This window comes from Arthrobacter sp. D3-18 (assembly GCF_054408525.1).
Genome location: NZ_CP096439.1, coordinates 144931 through 162223, shown reverse-complemented (window position 1 = coordinate 162223; position 17293 = coordinate 144931). Strand labels below are relative to the sequence as shown.

17 protein-coding genes are annotated in these 17293 nt (G+C 60.6%); 7 read left to right on the top strand and 10 right to left on the bottom strand.

The window, feature by feature from the left end; genetic code table 11:
* Positions 1–8: 8 nt before the first annotated feature.
* Genes M1D89_RS00735 through M1D89_RS00725 form a run of 3 tightly spaced genes read right to left on the bottom strand, consistent with a single transcriptional unit; the run spans position 9 to position 2542 of the window.
* Entirely contained in the window at positions 9–782 is a 774-nt protein-coding gene (locus M1D89_RS00735; protein ID WP_498643846.1) for an ABC transporter permease, read from the bottom strand.
* On the bottom strand, positions 779–1570 hold the full coding sequence (locus M1D89_RS00730; RefSeq protein ID WP_498643844.1) for an ABC transporter permease: 792 nt from the start codon (positions 1568–1570) through the stop codon (positions 779–781). Before M1D89_RS00730 ends, M1D89_RS00735 begins: the two co-directional genes overlap by 4 nt.
* A 15-nt stretch (positions 1571–1585) precedes the next feature.
* A complete protein-coding gene (locus M1D89_RS00725; protein WP_498643842.1) occupies positions 1586–2542 on the bottom strand; it encodes an ABC transporter substrate-binding protein in 957 nt (318 codons plus the stop codon).
* Positions 2543–2954: 412 nt separating this feature from the next.
* Between M1D89_RS00725 and M1D89_RS00720 the strand changes: the two genes are divergently transcribed.
* From M1D89_RS00720 to M1D89_RS00700, 5 genes are all read left to right on the top strand, one after another.
* Positions 2955–3611 (top strand): GntR family transcriptional regulator, encoded by a 657-nt coding sequence (locus tag M1D89_RS00720; RefSeq protein ID WP_498643840.1) that lies wholly within the window; start codon positions 2955–2957, stop codon positions 3609–3611.
* Between the two features lie 339 nt (positions 3612–3950).
* Positions 3951–4880 (top strand): AraC family transcriptional regulator, encoded by a 930-nt coding sequence (locus M1D89_RS00715; protein ID WP_498643838.1) that lies wholly within the window; start codon positions 3951–3953, stop codon positions 4878–4880.
* Between the two features lie 96 nt (positions 4881–4976).
* Positions 4977–6077: an NAD(P)-dependent alcohol dehydrogenase gene (locus M1D89_RS00710; protein WP_498643836.1), complete on the top strand. Its 1101-nt coding sequence runs from the start codon at positions 4977–4979 to the stop codon at positions 6075–6077.
* 69 nt (positions 6078–6146) lie between these two features.
* Positions 6147–7673, top strand: a complete 1527-nt coding sequence (locus tag M1D89_RS00705; RefSeq protein ID WP_498643835.1) for an aldehyde dehydrogenase family protein — start codon at positions 6147–6149, stop codon at positions 7671–7673.
* A 318-nt stretch (positions 7674–7991) separates the two neighbouring features.
* Complete coding sequence (locus tag M1D89_RS00700) at positions 7992–8147, top strand: DUF202 domain-containing protein (protein ID WP_498643833.1); 156 nt, start codon at positions 7992–7994, stop codon at positions 8145–8147.
* A gap of 600 nt (positions 8148–8747) precedes the next feature.
* Here M1D89_RS00700 and M1D89_RS00695 read toward each other — a convergent pair.
* From M1D89_RS00695 to M1D89_RS00665, 7 genes are all read right to left on the bottom strand, one after another.
* Positions 8748–9815 (bottom strand): LLM class flavin-dependent oxidoreductase, encoded by a 1068-nt coding sequence (locus M1D89_RS00695; protein ID WP_498643832.1) that lies wholly within the window; start codon positions 9813–9815, stop codon positions 8748–8750.
* Positions 9815–10072, bottom strand: coding sequence for a tautomerase family protein (locus M1D89_RS00690; RefSeq protein ID WP_498643829.1), 258 nt, complete (start codon positions 10070–10072; stop codon positions 9815–9817). Before M1D89_RS00690 ends, M1D89_RS00695 begins: the two co-directional genes overlap by 1 nt.
* A gap of 11 nt (positions 10073–10083) precedes the next feature.
* Positions 10084–11565: an aldehyde dehydrogenase gene (locus M1D89_RS00685; RefSeq protein WP_498643827.1), complete on the bottom strand. Its 1482-nt coding sequence runs from the start codon at positions 11563–11565 to the stop codon at positions 10084–10086.
* Positions 11562–12302 carry an alpha/beta fold hydrolase gene (locus tag M1D89_RS00680; protein WP_498643826.1) on the bottom strand — a complete coding sequence of 247 codons (741 nt, stop codon included), beginning with the start codon at positions 12300–12302 and terminating at the stop codon, positions 11562–11564. The genes M1D89_RS00685 and M1D89_RS00680 overlap by 4 nt, the downstream gene beginning before the upstream one ends.
* Entirely contained in the window at positions 12299–12850 is a 552-nt protein-coding gene (locus tag M1D89_RS00675) for an amino acid synthesis family protein (RefSeq protein ID WP_498643824.1), read from the bottom strand. The genes M1D89_RS00680 and M1D89_RS00675 overlap by 4 nt, the downstream gene beginning before the upstream one ends.
* The gene (locus tag M1D89_RS00670) at positions 12847–13461 is read right to left on the bottom strand and encodes an amino acid synthesis family protein (protein ID WP_498643947.1); all 615 of its coding nucleotides are present in this window, start codon (positions 13459–13461) and stop codon (positions 12847–12849) included. Before M1D89_RS00670 ends, M1D89_RS00675 begins: the two co-directional genes overlap by 4 nt.
* 219 nt (positions 13462–13680) lie before the next feature.
* A complete protein-coding gene (locus M1D89_RS00665; RefSeq protein ID WP_498643822.1) occupies positions 13681–14376 on the bottom strand; it encodes a GntR family transcriptional regulator in 696 nt (231 codons plus the stop codon).
* Between the two features lie 117 nt (positions 14377–14493).
* Between M1D89_RS00665 and M1D89_RS00660 the strand changes: the two genes are divergently transcribed.
* Positions 14494–15444 carry a flavin reductase gene (locus M1D89_RS00660; RefSeq protein WP_498643820.1) on the top strand — a complete coding sequence of 317 codons (951 nt, stop codon included), beginning with the start codon at positions 14494–14496 and terminating at the stop codon, positions 15442–15444.
* 125 nt (positions 15445–15569) lie between these two features.
* Complete coding sequence (locus M1D89_RS00655; RefSeq protein ID WP_498643818.1) at positions 15570–17249, top strand: BCCT family transporter; 1680 nt, start codon at positions 15570–15572, stop codon at positions 17247–17249.
* Positions 17250–17293: the final 44 nt, after the last annotated feature.

Sequence of the window (17293 nt, the reverse complement as noted above, 5' to 3'; positions counted from 1 at the left end):
TTTCCTGGTTATCGGGCCCGGGCGGCAGCACGGCTTTGTACGTGCCACCGAAGGATCCGGTTGCGTGCCAAAACGAAAAGGGTGTTCAACCCGAAGCCCAGAATGGCGAGCATCAGGATGCCGGTCCAAACGCTTGCAGAGTCGAAGGTGACCTGGGCCTGCATAGTGAGGTAGCCCAGACCATGTGTAGCAGCCAGCATTTCACTGGCAACCATGAGGATGAAGGCGAATTGGAGGCCAGTCTGCATCCCGCCCGCAATCTGCGGCCCTGCAGATGGAATCCACGCAACGAGCAGCTCCCGCCATCGGGACAACTGCAAAGACCGGGTGACGTCAATCAGTGCCGGATCTGTGCGCCGTAGACCGTCCATGGTCGCCAGAACCACTGGGAAGAAGGCTCCCAAAGCGATGATTGCGACTTTGGATTCGTCACCGATTCCCAGCAGAAGAACAAACGGGGGAATCAGCATGATTGGGGGTATCGAGCGCGCGAAGTCGAGCAGCGGAGCGAACAACAGGCGCAGCAGCTTGATGCGGCCTAGAACGACCCCGGCAACTACGCCGCTGACAACTGCTATGACGTACCCGAGGATAAAGTTTGTCAGGCTGGGAATGACGTCAGTGGGGACCTTGTCAAACAGCCATAACTTCTGGAACCGGTTCATGATCCGGGCCGGATTGGGGAAGTACGGGTTACGGGACGTTGTCGTCAAAACCGAGTATCCTGCGATGACGGCAACGGGAATGAGGCCGCCGAAGACAACCTTGCGAAGGGCGTTCACGAATACTCCTCAAGGGTACGGCGCCCACGCACCAGAGTGCGTTCGGCCCAGGTCAGAATCAACGCCAGCGAGGTACCAAGTACACCGCTCCAGAGAATCAGGCCAAAGGCGAGATCCGATTGATTGGCTTCTTGAGCGATGAGGATGAGTTTCCCCAGTCCTGGGGCCCCAGCCAGCAAGCCCGCGCCGATTGACAACAGTAGAGCGGCGCTGGCTGCAATCTTTACTCCGGTGATGATGAACGGGATTGCACTGGGAATAACCACGGCGGTCTGCGTTCGGAACCAGGTCAGCGACATCGATTGTGCTGTGTCAAGCGCAATCGGGTCAACGTCTCGGACCCCGGCTTGGACCTGGACGAGGATAGGCCAGACGGCAGCAAAGGCCGCAAGGAAAATCCCAAGTTCCGTGGTCGGCCCGAGCACCAGCAGGACGAGTGGGAGAATGACGACGGGCGGAAGTGGGCGAAGAAACTGGATTGTTGGGTCCAATGCCTCATGTGACCAATGGGAAAGCCCGGTAATCAGACCGACCACTAGCCCGGCTACGACGGCGATGCTCAGTCCGGCGAACGCCATTTTGAGGGTTTCGCCGACCGCGGCCCAGAAGCTTGGTTCCCAGATCAGGCCCAAAGTTTGAGCAACGGATCCTGTCATCGTGGGAAACCCGGCAATCCCTGCGAATGGCCCCGCTGTGGTGAACCACTGCCATGTGCCGAGCCAGATCAGGGCGCCGGCTATACCGTAGGCTACATTCTGAGTAGCTTCACTTATGCGCTTGCTAGTCATTGGTTGACCTCACGGTTACTGGTTCAGAGCCTGCGGGATGGCAATCGACTCAATATCGAGGTCTGAGCTGATGAAGCCGAAGTCCCTCGCCAGGTCGTGGTAGCGGGTGATGCCTTTCACGTCCAACTGTTCGTAGAAGTAGGGCACGACCGCCTTGGCCAGTAGTGCGGGGTCGACTTTTTGTTCCCGGGCAGTTATAGTGCGGATTGTGTCCGGGTTGGCGTTCGCAAAAGCGTTTGCTTCCCGCACGGCGCAGTTAAAGCGCGCTGCAGTCTCCGGGTGGTCGATGACGAATTGGCTGGAAGCGACGATGGAAGACGTAGGACCTTCCTGTAGCGTCTCAACAGTGGGCCAGGAAATGATGCGATAGCCTGCTTGTTCTGCCGGCGTCATCGCCGGCTCGTAGGAATACGCGGCGTCGACCTTTCCAGCCATCAGGGCGTTGATGGCATCCGAAGCGTTCATGACGGTGTACTTGACGCTGTCCGGGTCACCGCCGTGTTTCTTAATAACTGTGCGGGTCATGAGGTCAGCCTGACCCTTGGAGTCGGCGATGGCCACCGTTTTGCCGTTCAGGTCTCCAGGGCTGTTAATGCCACTGTCAGGGGCCACCAGGAGGGCACTAACTTCGCGGGTAAACCCTGGTACCCCCGCCTGCATCTTCTCCCAGTACTTGGGCGCAATCCCGGCGAATGACGAGACGATGGTCAACGAAATGCCTTGGTCGGCGGCCTGGAAGATGCCTATATTTCCAGTGAACGCAAAATCCGTCGTGCCGCCCTGCACTGCTGCAATCGTTGCCGGGACAGTGCTGACTGTTGAGATGCCCACATCCAGCCCGTGCTTCTCGAAGTATCCGTTGTCTATGCCGGCATAAAGGGCGCTGTTACTGACAATGGGCAGGGCTGTGACACTAACTTTTGTCTTGGCCGCGTTGTCCGGAGCATCGCATTTGTAGCTGACTTTGTTCATAGCCTCCTTTACTGTGCGAGCGGTCTCATCCGGACTCGCATTCGACGAACAGGCGGAGGTGCCTGCCAAAACGACCAGCCCTAGGCCGATCAGCGCGCGGTGCTTCAACACATTTTTCATAATGCTCCAATTCTTGGAAGTGAGAGAGGAAGAGGGAGCCACAGGCGTCGGCCACCTTGTCGACGACTATCCACCTTGGAAATCCACCATGTATACGCGTCGTGCACGGCGAGAATATTGATGTTCTAGATCACACTTTAGGTTCAGAAAAAATGCATGTAAAGGGCATACGCCATGTATATTTAGAGAACCTGCTTCCGAGATCCGGGAGAAAGGCTCTCACAGTACGTACTATGCGGGTCAGAGGACGGCTATGGCTGGACTTTGCCCCAACCGGTCCACGGAGGTTGGTATGAAGACAACAGCTGTCGAAAAGGCCTACTCGTGGGTGCGCCGTGCCATTATCGACGGAACGCTTCCGGGCGGAACCTTCATAGACGAGGCGGTGGTGTGTGAGGCGACCGGGGTTTCCCGCACCCCAGCCCGAGAAGCTTTCCATCGCCTTGAAGGCGAGCGTTTCATCACGCTTGTTCCACGACGCGGCGCCCAGGTCAGGGAGGTCAATTCTGGTGACCTTCGTGACGCCTACGGTGCACGATTCATGATTGAGTCCTTTGCCGCCACTGAGTTCTGTGCCCGGGACCATTCCGTCCGGCCGCCGGACGCGATGCTGGAGAATCTCGCCATCATGAACAGTGCGTCCGACTTCGAGGACCTCGACGCCTACTACACCTACCAGGCCGCAGATCAAGCTTTCCACGGCGCTTTGGTCCAAACCCTCAATAACCAGGCTGTCTCGAACTTTTTCTCCTCGCTGTGGCAGATAAATCAGCTTGCAATGTATAAGCGGGTGAACCCCATCATGCAGGGGAACCATCCTGCCCTGAACCTGTTCAGACAGCAGCACACTGACATCTACGATGCTCTTGCCCGCCATGACCAAGAAGCGGTCATTAGTTTGCTGCGCAGTCACCTTAGCTATAACATCAGAGACTTTTCCTTCAGTTAGCAGAGCCTCGCCACGGAGTGGGTGGGACGCCCTCTAAGACGCGCGGTTGTTCAAGCGCCTCGGCCTCGTTGAGGAGTACTCCAGCGCGGCACCACGGGTGCATCCCGCAGTGGACTTCCGCTCGAAGCTCTACGTCGGGCAGGAAGCAACAGCAGTGCTCGAGATCGAATCGGTGGGACGATCATCGAGAAGCCCGACAAACATCCTTGTATGTCCGCCGCCCAGAGTAATGCGGAGGCCTCGGTGGCTCCTTCGGCGGGATGCGAAGATGAAGGCTCCACACGCCGGGGACGCGAGCCTAGCTTGAACTGTTGGTTGTTGTCCCGAAGAGGAGAACCTGTGATCAATGTCAGCACGACAGATCCGGATGAGGCGATTAAGGCTGTCAGCGGGGTCTACTGCCCGCACCAGCTGATGCTGGACCGGCGCGCCACAACTGTTAGCACACGCCTGCGCGCCGACGTCAGCCACAGCTTTGCTCAGGTCGGTCTCGAATACGGTGCAAGAGCGGACGTGGACGCCGACGACCTGGATAATCTGATCCTGGTCATGCACGCGGTCCGGGGGACCGGAAGCGTACGCCAGCAGGATCAGGAACTGCAATGGAAGGCAGGACAAACTGTCACCGTGTCCGGAGGGCGTCCAACCCGGTTCTCTTTCGACGCGATCTTTGCACAGTCGTCATTGCGGCTGGACCCTCTGGACGTCAAATCGCACTGCGAAAAACTGCTGGGTGTTTCCTTGGACCATGACGTCCGCTTTGAGTTGCAGCACTTCTCTCCGGAACTGGAAGCCCTTTGGTCGCAAATCTTGACGATGTCCTCGCAGCGCGGGGTATTGCCACCCTCGGGGCTTGGATACCTGCAGCAGTTGGCTATGGACCTGCTCCTGTACAGCCATCCCCACAACTATTCGCACTTGTTCGGAACCGCGGAAAGGCGTATCGAAGGCCTTGCGTCTGAGGCTATTGCCTTGATCGATTCGTTGCCCGAATACGAGGTTCTTCACGTCGCGGACATCGCAGTCAGAATGCGGGTCAGTGCCCGCAGCCTGGAGAGAGCCTTCCGTGAGGCCCTGGGCGTGGGGCCGGCACAATATCTTAGGACCAAACGCCTGGACCGCGTGCGCCGCCTGCTGGAGGAATCGGATCGGGGTACTTCGGTCACCGATATCGCCGCCGCACATGGGTTTTACCATCCCGGCAGATTTGCGCAGTACTACCGCGAGCGGTTCGGTGAGTTACCTTCGGCCACCATTGCCCGTCATTGATGCTGTCGCATTCCGGCTAAGGCTGTCGGCTTGCGGATAGTGCCCGGCACGTGAGGAGTGTCACTGTAGTTCTATTACCCGCTGCAAGGAGACACAGTGCCGCTCACTACCCGATCCGCGATCGTTCCCGAAAAAGATGCGCCCTTCGAAATACGGGACCTCGAACTGAGGGATCCCCGACCGAATGAAGTAATTGTAGAAGTCAGTGCAGTAGGTGTTTGCCACACCGATATCATCATGCAACAGCAGTTCTTTCCCGTCTCATTCCCGGCGGTATTTGGCCATGAAGGGGCCGGAGTCGTGCGCCAGATCGGCAGCAGCGTCACCAAGGTAAATGTCGGGGATCACGTTGTCCTTGGCTTCGCATCGTGCGGCAGCTGCCGAAATTGTTTGCGCGGCCTTCCTTCCTACTGCATGCACTATTACGACTGGAACTTCAAAGGCCGGTTGCTGGACGAAAGCACGGCGCTGACGAATGATGGAAACGACGTCGCTGCCCACTTCTTCGGTCAGAGCTCATTTTCACGCTATGCCCTGTGTAGCGAACGCAACGTTGTTCCCGTCGATCCTGAGGTGGACTTGGCGATACTCGGACCCCTCGGGTGTGGAATACAAACCGGAGCAGGGGCCGTTCTGAACTCGCTCAAGGTTGAGGCAGGCTCGTCGATAGCCATATTTGGTGCAGGCGGTGTCGGACTAAGCGCCGTGATGGCCGCCCTCGTCGCAGGGGCAACCACGATCGTCGCTGTGGACGTGGACAACGGGCGACTTGAACTGGCCAAGGAACTAGGTGCCACACACTCAATCAATGCCGGAGCTGCTGACGTCATGCCCGAGCTCGCCCGGATCGTTCCCGAAGGGTTCATGTACACCATTGAATCCACGGGGCGGCCAGACGTCCTTGTACAGGCGGTCGACACGCTCATGGTTACTGGCGTCTGCGGAACGATCGGCGCCTCTCCAATGGGCACGACGGCCGCCATCAACATGAATAACCTCATCTTCGGGCGCACGATCCGGGGCATCTGCGAGGGCGACAGCATTCCCGAGATCTTCATCCCCCAACTCATCGAACTTTACAAGCAAGGCAGGTTCCCCTTCGACAAGCTGATCAGCCGCTACGACTTCGACGACATCAACCTTGCATGCGATGACGCCAAGGCCCTCAAAGCAATCAAGCCCGTCCTTGTCTTTTGATCCATACAGACCCACCCGGCACGGCCTGGAGCTGCTGCCCTCCAGCAGCCTGCATGGCTTCTCCCAGAAATGGAAACACCAGTGAGCATTGACACCCAAGAAACCGAAACATCTGGAATTTCCGCAACCGGAATATCCCGTTCTTACGGTGCATTCATCAATAACGAGTTCACCACCATCGGCGGACCCTCGTTTCCAGCCATCGACGCAGGTACTGGCGAACACTTGGCTGATATCGCCCGCTGCGGCGCTGCCGAGATTGACCAGGCCGTTCAGGCTGCGCGCTTCGCCTTCCCTGGCTGGAAAGCCCTCGCCGCCGAGGAACGCGCAGCATTGCTGCTCAAACTCGCTGACGCCGTAGAAGCGAACCTTTCACGCCTTGCCCTTATCGACGCACGGGACATTGGCCGAAAAGTCGGCGAAACGGCCCTCGACCACCAGTTCGCCATCAACCAGTACCGCTACTTCGCAGCAGCTGCTATCACGCACGAGGGATGGGGCCGGCCAATTCCCAACGGCTACCTCATCGCAAAGCGCGAACCATACGGAGTGTGCGGTCAAATAATCCCATGGAACGTCCCGGCGATTATGGCGGCGTTCAAGATCGCCCCGGCAGTAGCAGCGGGAAACACCGTGGTCCTCAAACCGGACGAGAACGCTTCCCTGTCCACGCTGGAACTGGGAAAACTCATCGCAGAGATTTTCCCTCCTGGTGTCATCAACATTGTCCCGGGAATGGGCGAAGAAGCAGGTGCTGCACTTACCGCTCACCCAGGGGTGGACAAACTGGCGTTTACCGGCAGCAGCGAGGTTGGCCGTATCATCTCAGCAGCGGGCAGCAAGCGACTGGTTCCAGTGTCACTTGAGCTCGGTGGCAAGAGCCCGAATATTGTCTTCCCGGACACTGACAAGCTCGACGCCGTTGTGGACAACGCCTCATTCGCCGCACTCTATTGCAATGGTCAAAGCTGCCTCGCCGGGACCCGTCTCTTTGTTCACGACGACATCTACGACGAATTTATGGAGAAGATGGTGGCCGCGTTCAAGCGGATCAGCGTAGGGTCCGCGACCGAGGAATCAACGACATTGTCAGGACTCGTATCCGAAGAGCAAGGCCTTCGCGTCCTCGGATACATCGAAAAGGGTCTTGCCGAGGGTGCCAAGCTGCTGACCGGCGGCAAACGCGTCACCGTGCCAGGGCACGAACATGGCTACTTCGTTGAACCGACCATCTTCGAGGCCACCAATGATATGGCCATCGCCCAGGAAGAGATTTTTGGTCCTGTCCTGACTGTGATCCGGTGGAACGACTTCGACCAGATGATCCACGAAGCCAACGACGTACGTTATGGCCTTGCCGCGGGCGTGTATACATCCAATCTGAAGAACGCGATGGCCACGGCGGACCGGTTGGAAGCAGGCTCAGTTTGGATCAACTCCTATTTCAACCTCGCCTCTGGATCCCCATTTGGTGGCTTCAAAGAGAGTGGCATCGGCAGCGAGTACTGCCATGAAACCTTGAACATGTACACCCATCTGAAATCCATCACTGTCCAAAATGAACCCAGCGATGCTTGGTTCATTCCGTCAAACTAATAGCGCAACATCGTGGAGCAGGCCCGTAACGAGCCTGCTCCACGACTGCTACGGCTTCATGAAGTAGTCCGTTCTCGACATTCGAAGGAACGGGCGCAGCAATCATGGGCGTCCATGGTGCCGGCCCGGAGTCTATACGGCTTGATAAGACCAAATTCCCTCCTCAGCCAAGGCTTGGCAAATACCGCCTTTTCGAAAGGCTTCCGGCAAAATAGCGGCGACCGCAACCACAGAATTTTGCCCTCCCGCCAAGGCGGTGTCCGAGGAGATGTCGATAATCTTCCCCGACTTCTAATCGTAGTTCTCTTACGCTGACAGGTGTCCGACCAAGGATCGAAGAGTCCCGCCCTCCATGGCGACACCGGCCTACAGCCCGAAGGAACCACGCGCGCCTGGGCTCGGACCATGATGGCGCTGGCTACGGCTAGCGCCATCTTCTTCCATTGGTTCCGCACCACGGATTGCCGGTCTTAGCGTTGGTCACCATAACGCTGGCAGCAGCGGTCTTCATTTTCACGAGTCAGAGTCAGCGATACAGGACTAGTGAGGTTTATCCACCGCTACTGTTGCCCGGGAGCTACCCCGCTGACGGAATATCCATTCGGCGTTCACGTTAGGTGGGGAAGCGCCCTTGTCTCAGCGCATCTCACGTTTTTTGCAGGGTCGGCCAGGAGACGCTTCGGGTGTGGTGCTCTAGGTGTTGTTCCCGCCGCCTGGCTTAGGCATCGCCGGACAAGACGCTCACTCAAACCTGTGCGCCGGGCTAGAACAGTATTCGTTGGACGGCGGCCTACAGCTACTCAGAGGCAAGAACTGTCTCGACCCGCTGGACAGCCCATATCGGCACTGCTTGGTTGGACATAGCTTTGGCTCACTTCGTTCTGGTCGATCTAAGGTGTTGTCGCGTTTCAAGCGCGATCGATGACCCCCTCGTTTTTGTTAGCTGGGGGAAGGCCGCTTGCCACGGGCTAGAGGGATGTCACGAAGACGCCTGGCCAGCAGTTCTGGGCAGGCGTCTTCTCCCTGTTCAGCTGCCCCGATGGGCTGGGCGATGATGTGCTCAGCCGGCTGGGCCTAGTGTGCCGCGGTTGCGGGCTGTTCCTGGAAGGCGGGCACGACGTGTTCGATGAAGAGTTTGAGTGAGCGTTTTTTCTCTTCATGCGTGAGGCTGTTGTCAGCCCAGAAGCTGAACTCGGTGACGCCGAGCGCCTCGTAGCGGCGGAGACGCTCGGTGACCTCATTGGGTGTCCCGATCATGGCAGTCTTGTGGAACGATTCGGGCGTGAACTCCGGGCGGTCGGCGAACTTCTCCTCGGGGCTGGGCTCGAGGAAGCCGTTCTTCGGGGTGGTCTTGTTTCCGAACCAGGCATCGAAGGTGCGGTAGAACTTTTGGATGGCTTCTGCCGGGCGCCGCCATCCCTCGGGCTCGTCTTCGGAGTGGACGTGCGTGTGGCGGAGGACCATGAGGTCCGGGCGGGGGACGCCGGGGTTGTTCTCGACGGCGGTGTCGAACTTGTGTGCCAGGTCTTCGACTTCTTCATCGCCCTTCATCAGCGGGGTCACCATGACGTTGCATCCGTTGGCGACGGCGAACTCGTGGGAGGAGATGTCGCGGGCGGCTATCCACATGGGCGGGGTGGGCTTCTGGATGGGCTTGGGGACGCTGGTGGAGGTCGGGAACTGCCAGACCTCGCCGTCGTGTGCGTAGTCGCCTTCCCAGAGTTTGCGCACTGCCGGGACGAGTTCGCGCAGGTGCTTGCCGCCGTCGACTGCGGACATGCCGCCCATGAGCCGGTCGAACTCGAACTGGTATGCGCCGCGGGCGAGTCCTACTTCCATGCGGCCGTTGCTGATGACGTCCAGGAGTGCGGTTTCGCCGGCTACGCGGAGCGGGTTCCAGAACGGGGCGATGATGGTGCCCGCACCGAGCCGGATCTTGGATGTGCGGGCGGCCAGGTAGGCGAGCTGGGGCATGGGGTTGGGAGAGATGGTGTACTCCATGGAGTGGTGTTCACCGATCCATACGGTGCTGAATCCTCCGGCTTCGGCGATGAGCGTCAGTTCAGTCAGGTTTTCGAACAATTCCTGGTGCGAGACGGTTTCGTCCCAGCGTTCCATGTGGACGAAGAGTGAAAAGCGCATTAGTGACTCCTTTGTTCTGCCGCGGCGTTCTGCGGTGCCTCGTTGTGTGCAGCAGCTTCTTGGGGTGCTGCATTGCGTTCGGCGATGGTCTGGTTGCCGCGGGACCAGTGTTCGTGTTCGATCTCGCGGATGATGACGGTGGTGTTGTCCGGAACCGCACTCACGGCGGTTTCTGCCGCCCGGTGCAGTTCGGCGATGAGGGCGCGGAGCTGCTCCGGGGTCCGGCCGCGGGCTATGGAGACTTCAATGAGTGGCATGGGTGGCTCCTTCAGCTGCGCAGGACGAAGGGGTCGGAGACGGGTCCTTCGTCGGTGTTGATCCAGATGCTCTTGAGCCGGGTGTATTCGTTCATGGATTCCAGCCCGTGCTCGATGCCCACACCCGAGTTCTTGAATCCCTGCCGCGGTGACATTGGCGACATGGCCCGGTAGGTGTTGACCCACACCGTGCCTGCCTCCAATCTGCGGGCCATGCGGTGGGCGCGGGCGAGGTTCTGGGTCCAGACGCCGGCGGCCAGGCCATACTCGGTGTCATTGGCCAGGCCCACCACCTCGTCCTCCGAGTCGAAGGGCATGATCGCTGCAACGGGGCCGAAGATTTCCTCTCTCACAACGCGCATGGAGTTATCGACGTCGGTCAGGACGGTCGGCGAGAAGAAGAACCCCGGAAGATCGATCTCGGGCCGGCGGCCCCCGGTCCGGACCGTTGCACCCTCGCTGACGCCAAGGTTGACGTAGGAGCTGACCTTGTCCAGCTGCGCACCGAAGGCCAGGGGTCCGAGCTCGGTAGCGGCCGAGAGCGGGTCACCGATGATGATGGATGCTGCCCGTTCTGCGACGCGCTCAACGAGTTCGTCGTAGACGTTACGGTGGGCAAAGACCCGGCTTCCGGCGATGCAGGTCTGTCCTGCTGCGGCGAAGATTCCGGCGATGACCCCCATGGCGGCATTCGAAACGTCTGCGTCGCCGAAGACGATGTTGGGGCTCTTGCCGCCGAGTTCAAGGGTGGAGCCGATGAAGCGTGAGGCCGTCTCCGCGGCGATGCGGGCGCCGGTCTGCGTGGACCCTGTGAAGGAAATCTTTGCCAGGTCCGGGTGGCTGACGAGTGCAGCCCCGGCTTCCTGGCCGAAGCCGGTGACGACGTTCACCACGCCGTCGGGGAATCCGGCCTGTGAGGCCAGTTCGGCGACGCGGAGGATGGTCCGGGAGGTGTACTCGCTGGGCTTGATGACCACGGTGTTGCCCGCAGCCAGCGCAGGGGCGAGCTTGGAGGTGGTCAGCGTCAGCGGGGAGTTCCACGGCGTGATGGCTCCAACGACGCCGAGCGGTTCGCGCTGGGTGTAGTTGAGCATCGCGAGTGAATTCGTGGGGATCTGGCTGCCTTGGACCTTGTCCGCGAGCCCGGCGTAGTAATACAGGTACTCCGGCAGGCCGGCGAGCTGGCCGCGCATCTCGCGCAGCAGCTTGCCGTTGTCGAGGGTCTCAAGCTCGGCGAGCTCCTCGGCATGCTCACCGATGAGGTCACCGAGGCGGCGCAGGAGGTGGCCTCGCTTCGTTGCGGTGAGGTCACGCCAGAGCGGCGACTGAAATGCGGTCTTCGCCGCTGCCACGGCGCGCCGGACATCCTCCTCGCTCCCCCGGGCAGCTTCATAGAGAACCTCGAGTGTTGCGGGGTTGGTGCTGGGGAAATATTCCCCGCCGGCGGGAGCAGACCAGGTACCCCCGATGAAGTGGTCGAGTCGAACAGTCATGCGCGTACTCCTTCGGATTCTTTGATGAACTCATTGATTTCCCGGGCCAGGACATCAGCGTCCTGGACGGGAAGCATGTGCCGCGCACCCGGGACGATGACAGCCTTCGCGCCCGGGATTGCAGCTGCGAGGCGCCTGGTCATCTCCGGCGTCGACCCCGGATCGTACTCGCCGGTGATGGCCAGTGCCGGCACCTCAATACGCCTGAGCTCATCGGCGATGACCCCGTCCCCCAGGGCGAAGACGCGGTAGGCGTGCACAAACGACTGCACGTCATTTGCCTCGAGCGTCCGGCGGGTCGCGTCCACGACGCTTTGCGGCACAGCTGTCCCTGAGTACCAACGGTCGATCGAAGCCTCAACCGTTGCCGGGAAGTGCGCTTCGGCCGATGCCAGCCGGGCGCTGACCGCGCTGCGCTCGGCATCGGTGCGTTGACAGACAGAGCTCACACAGGTGAGTGTCTTGACCCTGGCGGGATGGAACCTCGCGATGTACTGGGCAACCAGCGCGCCCAGCGAGAAGCCCACGAGGTGGGATCGTTCTGGGAGCCGCGTCAGCACGTCGTCGGCCATTTCCTGCAGGGTGACGGGTTGCGTCAGCGCCGGCTGCTTCCCGTGCCCGGGCAGGTCGATGGCTGTCGACTCACGTCCGAGGGCGTCCTGGACGGGCGCCCACATGGTGGCATCAAGGCCCACCCCGTGCAGGAGGGCAACGGGAGTTTCCTGCGTTTGCGTCATTGCTCTGTGGAGAGGGGCGCCAGGCGCTCCTGCGGCCGGCCCTGCGCGGAGGCCGCAAGGGCAATGAGGATTTCACCGGGGTGGGGAGCGTCGGAGATCCTGACCTCGACGGTCTGGTGGTGGGAGCGGATGGTCGCATCCGTGATGTGCTTCATCGGAATATCGAACACGGTACCGGCCGGCGCGCGTTTCTCGACGGCGGGCAGCAGAGTGGTTGCGGAAGCGGCCTTGCGGTAGTGGTCACCGAACTTCAGTGTGTGGATCAGTGCCGAACCGTGCTCCACCTCCCCCTCGATGCCGACAATGGCTGCCTTCCCGTAAGCCTCGACCGGTGCGCCAAGCGCCTCGATGACTTTGGGAGTCAGGAGGGCGCCGAGGTCTGAGGCGGTTGCATCGATGCCCTGGGTGAGGTCCTCGACGAAGCCCTGGCCTGCCCAGGGGTTTTCGACGACGGCGATGGCGACGGCGACGCGGGCGAAGGGTGTGACGGGACGACCGCCCTCGGCCAGGATTTCTTCGGACAAAGTAACGATCTTGCGGATATTCACGGCAGGATTCCCTCCAGTATTTCAGCGGTTACGGGTCGGTCAGTTGTTCGGTCGCCAATGCGGGGATGCGGACGAGAGCCTGTGGAGGCTGCGGCGATCACGACGATTTCATCCGGGTGTGGCGCATCACTCAGGCTCAGCGTCAGGGTTTGGTAGTGACTGCGGGTGGAGGCGGCCTCTTTGTGCCACATGGGCACCGCGATGGAGGTTCCCGGTTCGGCGCGGTCGTCCGAGAAGGACAGGATTGACGTGCCTTCCAGGAACTCGCGGACGAGATTGCCGAAGAACGGTGTGTGGATCAACGCCGCGGCGTGCTCAACCTCACCGCTGAGGCCCACTACGGCCGACTTGCCGAACGCCTCAACTTCGCCGGCCCCACCCAGTGCTGCGGTGAGGCGACCGGTGAGGACTTTGGCGAGCACCGGAGCGATCCGCTCGGTCTCAGACGCGAGGTCCGTCGAGACCGGCGAGCCGGCCCAAGGGTTGCCGACAATGGCGGCTGCGGCCGCCCGGGTAACACTGGTGGGCAGGGAACCCTTGCCGTCACGCAGCAGTTCTTCGGTGAGGACGGTGATCTTCCGGACACCGATTCCTCGGGCGAGTTCTTCAATGGCAGCGGTCGGTTGAGCGTCCGTTCCGTCAGCGGAACGGGGAGTCACAGTTGAATCAGACAAGGTTCGGGTCCTTCCATCGGGAGTCAATGGGAGTTGGGGAGCACACAGTGCAGGTCCTTTCGTTTACTCCGCCCGCGAAAACAGGCAACAAGCAGAAAATGCGGTAGCCGCGTGGTCAATCCGTTTTCAAGAGGGGATGGACTTATTCAGGGCTTCTCAATTTTCGGTGCCCAGCTCGGGCGTTTCGATACGGGCCGCGGCGAGGCTTGAGGCATTGACATGGCCGCGCATCGCAAGTTCGGCTCCGGTGGGATCCTTTTCCAGGATCGCGTCGAGAACCGACTGATGCTCCCGGATGGAGGCCCGCATCCGGGCCGGACGCTCAACGGTCTCCAGGACAATCCGGTGGTAGGCGAGCTGGTTCATGAGGCGCCCGTAGTGCTCACGGAGCTTTGAATTGTCGGAGCCGTTCACGATGGTCCAGTGGAACTCATGGACCAGTTCGGCATACTTTGCGCTGTCCCCCCTGCGCTCAGCCCCCTCTGACTCTTCAATGTTGCGTCGGAGCCGGTCCAGCTCCGGCACGGGGCCGCGCCTGGCGAGCAGGCTGGCCGCCAGGCCCTCCAGGCTTTCCTTCAGCTGGAACAGTTCGACGATTTCGCGCCGTGTGGGTATCCGGACGAACGTGCCAACCTTTGGCCGGATCTCAACCAGGCCCTCATTCTCCAGCTGCTTGAGCGCCTCCCTGACGGGCGTCCTGCTCACATCGAACTCTTCAGCCAGGAACAGCTCCGGGAGGGGAGCTCCGGGAGGGTACTCACCGCTGAGGACGAGCTTACGGAGCTTGTCCAGGAGGCTTCCCTGGTTCCCGTTCCCCTGATCTGGGGTTTTTACCTGAAGAGTCTGATGCATGCATCAAACCTACGTTGCATACAAGGTGAGCGTCAAGCAGTTCCAACTAAGTCCCGTTTTCTCGCTGTTTCCGGGATGGGCATTGACGTGGATCACACTTAGATTTACGGTTGTGGCATGCAACAGACAATCAACCACACCTTGACCGCAGCTTGGACCGCAGCCTGGGACGAGGGTGACGTCAGTGCTTTCGACGCAATCGTCACTGCCGACTACCAGCGTGAGAGTGCCGGCACAAAAAAAATCACAGGTCTGAATGATCTCAAGCAGGAAATCCTGGAGGTCCGGGCGGCATTCCCGGACCTCACCACCCGAATCGACAAGGTCATCGCAGACGGCGACGATGTAGCCATTTTTTGGACAACCACCGGCACGTTCACGCACCCGCTCGGCGGAGTTCCGCCCACGGGACGTGTGGTGGAGACCCGCGGATCGAACGCCCTCACGCTGCGCGATGGCCGCATTGCCTACGAACGTGTCACCTGGGACGCCACGGAACTCCTGGCAGACCTGGGCGTTCCGTCCCTCCACTCGGCATTCGAGGACGAGACAGCGAATGTGGTGGTGGATGAATTGACCGGCAATCTTCCGCTGGACGTTATGAAGGGCTTCAACCGGCAGTTCATTACTGGTGTCACGGTTGTGACCGCCGTCGACGAAGACGGCAAGCCGCGGGGCCTTGCGGCCAACTCCTATGCATCGATTTCGCTGGACCCGCCGCTCGTGCTCGTGTGTGTTCAGAAGACGTCTTCCACCTACCCGGCCCTGTTCCAGTCGGAGCACTTCGGGATCAATATCCTCAGCAATAAACAGCACGACACCGTTCGAACGTTCGCTTCAAAGACTCCGGACAAGTTTGCCAACCTTGAATGGCATGCAGGGCCTCACGGTGTCCCGCTGATCGATGGCTCGGCCGCTTCGCTTGAGGCCGAGATTAAGGAACGGTTCCAGGCGAAGACCCACACCATCTTCGTTGGCCGGGTACGCCACGCCGAGGTCACCGACGTGGACCCCATGATCTACAAGGCAGGTCACTTCTTCGACGGCGCACGCCTCGAAGAACTCTGAACGCACCATCGAGCGGCTGCCCGGATCTGCCGGCCCCCACGGACTGGTCCGGGCGCCTACCTCCTCCACTTTTGGAGGCCTCCCCAACCCAAACCTATGCAGCGCCACTGCAACTTGGAGCACTCATGACCCACATCAAAAATGCCGAGGACCTGATGGATAAAACATCCCCCGGCACGGGCGACAACAGCAAGGCATCGCACTCCCCCGCTGCCACTGAGCAGGCAACCGAAACCCCGATGGCCAAAGCCGACCGCCTCCGGCACAAGCCAGGGGCAGTCTTCTGGACATCCGTCGGCCTCATCGGCGCGTTCACCGCCTGGGCATCACTGGCCCCCGAAAACCTGAGCGCCGTCATGACCGCGGCAATGAACTGGGTCGCCGAGAGCCTCGGCTGGAGCTACCTCCTCGTAACCCTCGGCTGCATCGGTCTCCTTATCTACATTGGCGTCAGCAGGTTCGGAACCATCCGCCTCGGAGCCGACGACGCAAAACCCGACTTCAGCACCTGGTCCTGGCTCGCGATGATCCTCTCCGCAGTCATGGGCATCGGCCTCATCAGCTACGGCGTCGCCGAGCCCATCTCACACTTCGCCGCGCCGCCGCACGGCCTGGCGGAGGCCGGCACCATGCAAGCAGCCGTACGGGCCATGCAGTTCTCCTACTTCGACTGGGGTCCGCACGCCTGGGCCGTGTTCGGGGTCTTCGGCCTCGCCATTGCCTACTCCACACACCGCCGCAACAACGCCGGACTGGTCTCGCCGATGCTTCGCCCGGTCTTCGGCAAGCTGGTGGACGGCTGGTTCGGCAAGATGATCGACATCTTCGCCATCATCGCCACCCTCTTCGGAACAACCACGTCCCTGGGACTCGGCGCCTCACAGATCGGCGAGGGCGTGGACCGGGTGTTCGGTGTCCCCTCCAGCCTTGTGGGCCAGATCCTGATCATCGCCGTCATCACGGTAATCTTCACGCTCTCCGCGCTCTCAGGCGTCCACCGCGGCATCAAATACCTGAGCCAGGGCACCATGGTCCTCTCTGCCGGCCTGGCCCTCTTCGTGTTGTTCACCGGCCCGACCAACTTCATCTCAAACCTGTTCTTCCGCTCTCTCGGTCAGTACTTCACCGAATTCTTCGCGGTGAGCCTGCTGACGCCAAGCACCCCTGACGACGTCCAGTGGATGCAGTGGTGGACCTACTTCATGATGGCCTGGTGGCTGAGCTGGGGTGCCTTCGTTGGGGTCTTCCTCGCCAAGATCTCCAGGGGACGAACCGTGCGCCAATTCATCGCAGGCGTCATGATCGTCCCCAGTATCGTGTTCTTCGCCTGGTTCACCATCTTCGGCGGCACGGCAATCAAGTTCGACATGGAAGGCGGAGGCCAGATCGGGGCCGCAGCGCTGGAGAACGTCAACTCGGCGTTCTTCGCCACCCTCGCCGAACTCCCACTGTCCGGCATCACCTCCGTGGTGGCGATCTTCCTGGTGGTGATGTACTTCGTCTCCGGCGCCGACGCCAACACCTACGTCCTCAGCATGATGTCCTCCCGCGGAACCCTCAAGCCCACCAAGCCGGTACTGACAACCTGGGGCCTGCTCACCGGCCTGTGCGCGGTGGTTCTCCTCATCGTCGGAGGCTTGGGCGCGCTCCAACAGGCGGCCATGTTGTCGGCGCTGCCGTTCACCGTGATCGTCGCCCTCCTCGGATATGGCCTGGTGGTGGAGCTGAGGAAGGACCCGCAGTTTGAGGGCACCCGTGCGCTAACGCAGCGCGATCTCAGCCGCATCCTCAAGCGTGAGGCCTAAGCACTACTGACACACAAGTGACGGCGGCGGGAGCACCCCGCCGC

What these genes read in the sequence shown, in the direction of transcription:
- M1D89_RS00730 (WP_498643844.1), bottom strand. Translation starts at nt 1,570, where the DNA reads ATGACTAGCAAGCGCATAAGTGAAGCTACTCAGAATGTAGCCTACGGT.
- M1D89_RS00725 (WP_498643842.1), bottom strand. Translation starts at nt 2,542, where the DNA reads ATGAACAAAGTCAGCTACAAATGCGATGCTCCGGACAACGCGGCCAAG.
- M1D89_RS00720 (WP_498643840.1), top strand. Translation starts at nt 2,955, where the DNA reads ATGAAGACAACAGCTGTCGAAAAGGCCTACTCGTGGGTGCGCCGTGCC.
- M1D89_RS00705 (WP_498643835.1), top strand. Translation starts at nt 6,147, where the DNA reads ATGGAAACACCAGTGAGCATTGACACCCAAGAAACCGAAACATCTGGA.
- M1D89_RS00695 (WP_498643832.1), bottom strand. Translation starts at nt 9,815, where the DNA reads ATGCGCTTTTCACTCTTCGTCCACATGGAACGCTGGGACGAAACCGTC.
- M1D89_RS00690 (WP_498643829.1), bottom strand. Translation starts at nt 10,072, where the DNA reads ATGCCACTCATTGAAGTCTCCATAGCCCGCGGCCGGACCCCGGAGCAG.
- M1D89_RS00685 (WP_498643827.1), bottom strand. Translation starts at nt 11,565, where the DNA reads ATGACTGTTCGACTCGACCACTTCATCGGGGGTACCTGGTCTGCTCCC.
- M1D89_RS00680 (WP_498643826.1), bottom strand. Translation starts at nt 12,302, where the DNA reads ATGACGCAAACGCAGGAAACTCCCGTTGCCCTCCTGCACGGGGTGGGC.
- M1D89_RS00665 (WP_498643822.1), bottom strand. Translation starts at nt 14,376, where the DNA reads ATGCATCAGACTCTTCAGGTAAAAACCCCAGATCAGGGGAACGGGAAC.
- M1D89_RS00660 (WP_498643820.1), top strand. Translation starts at nt 14,494, where the DNA reads ATGCAACAGACAATCAACCACACCTTGACCGCAGCTTGGACCGCAGCC.
- M1D89_RS00655 (WP_498643818.1), top strand. Translation starts at nt 15,570, where the DNA reads ATGACCCACATCAAAAATGCCGAGGACCTGATGGATAAAACATCCCCC.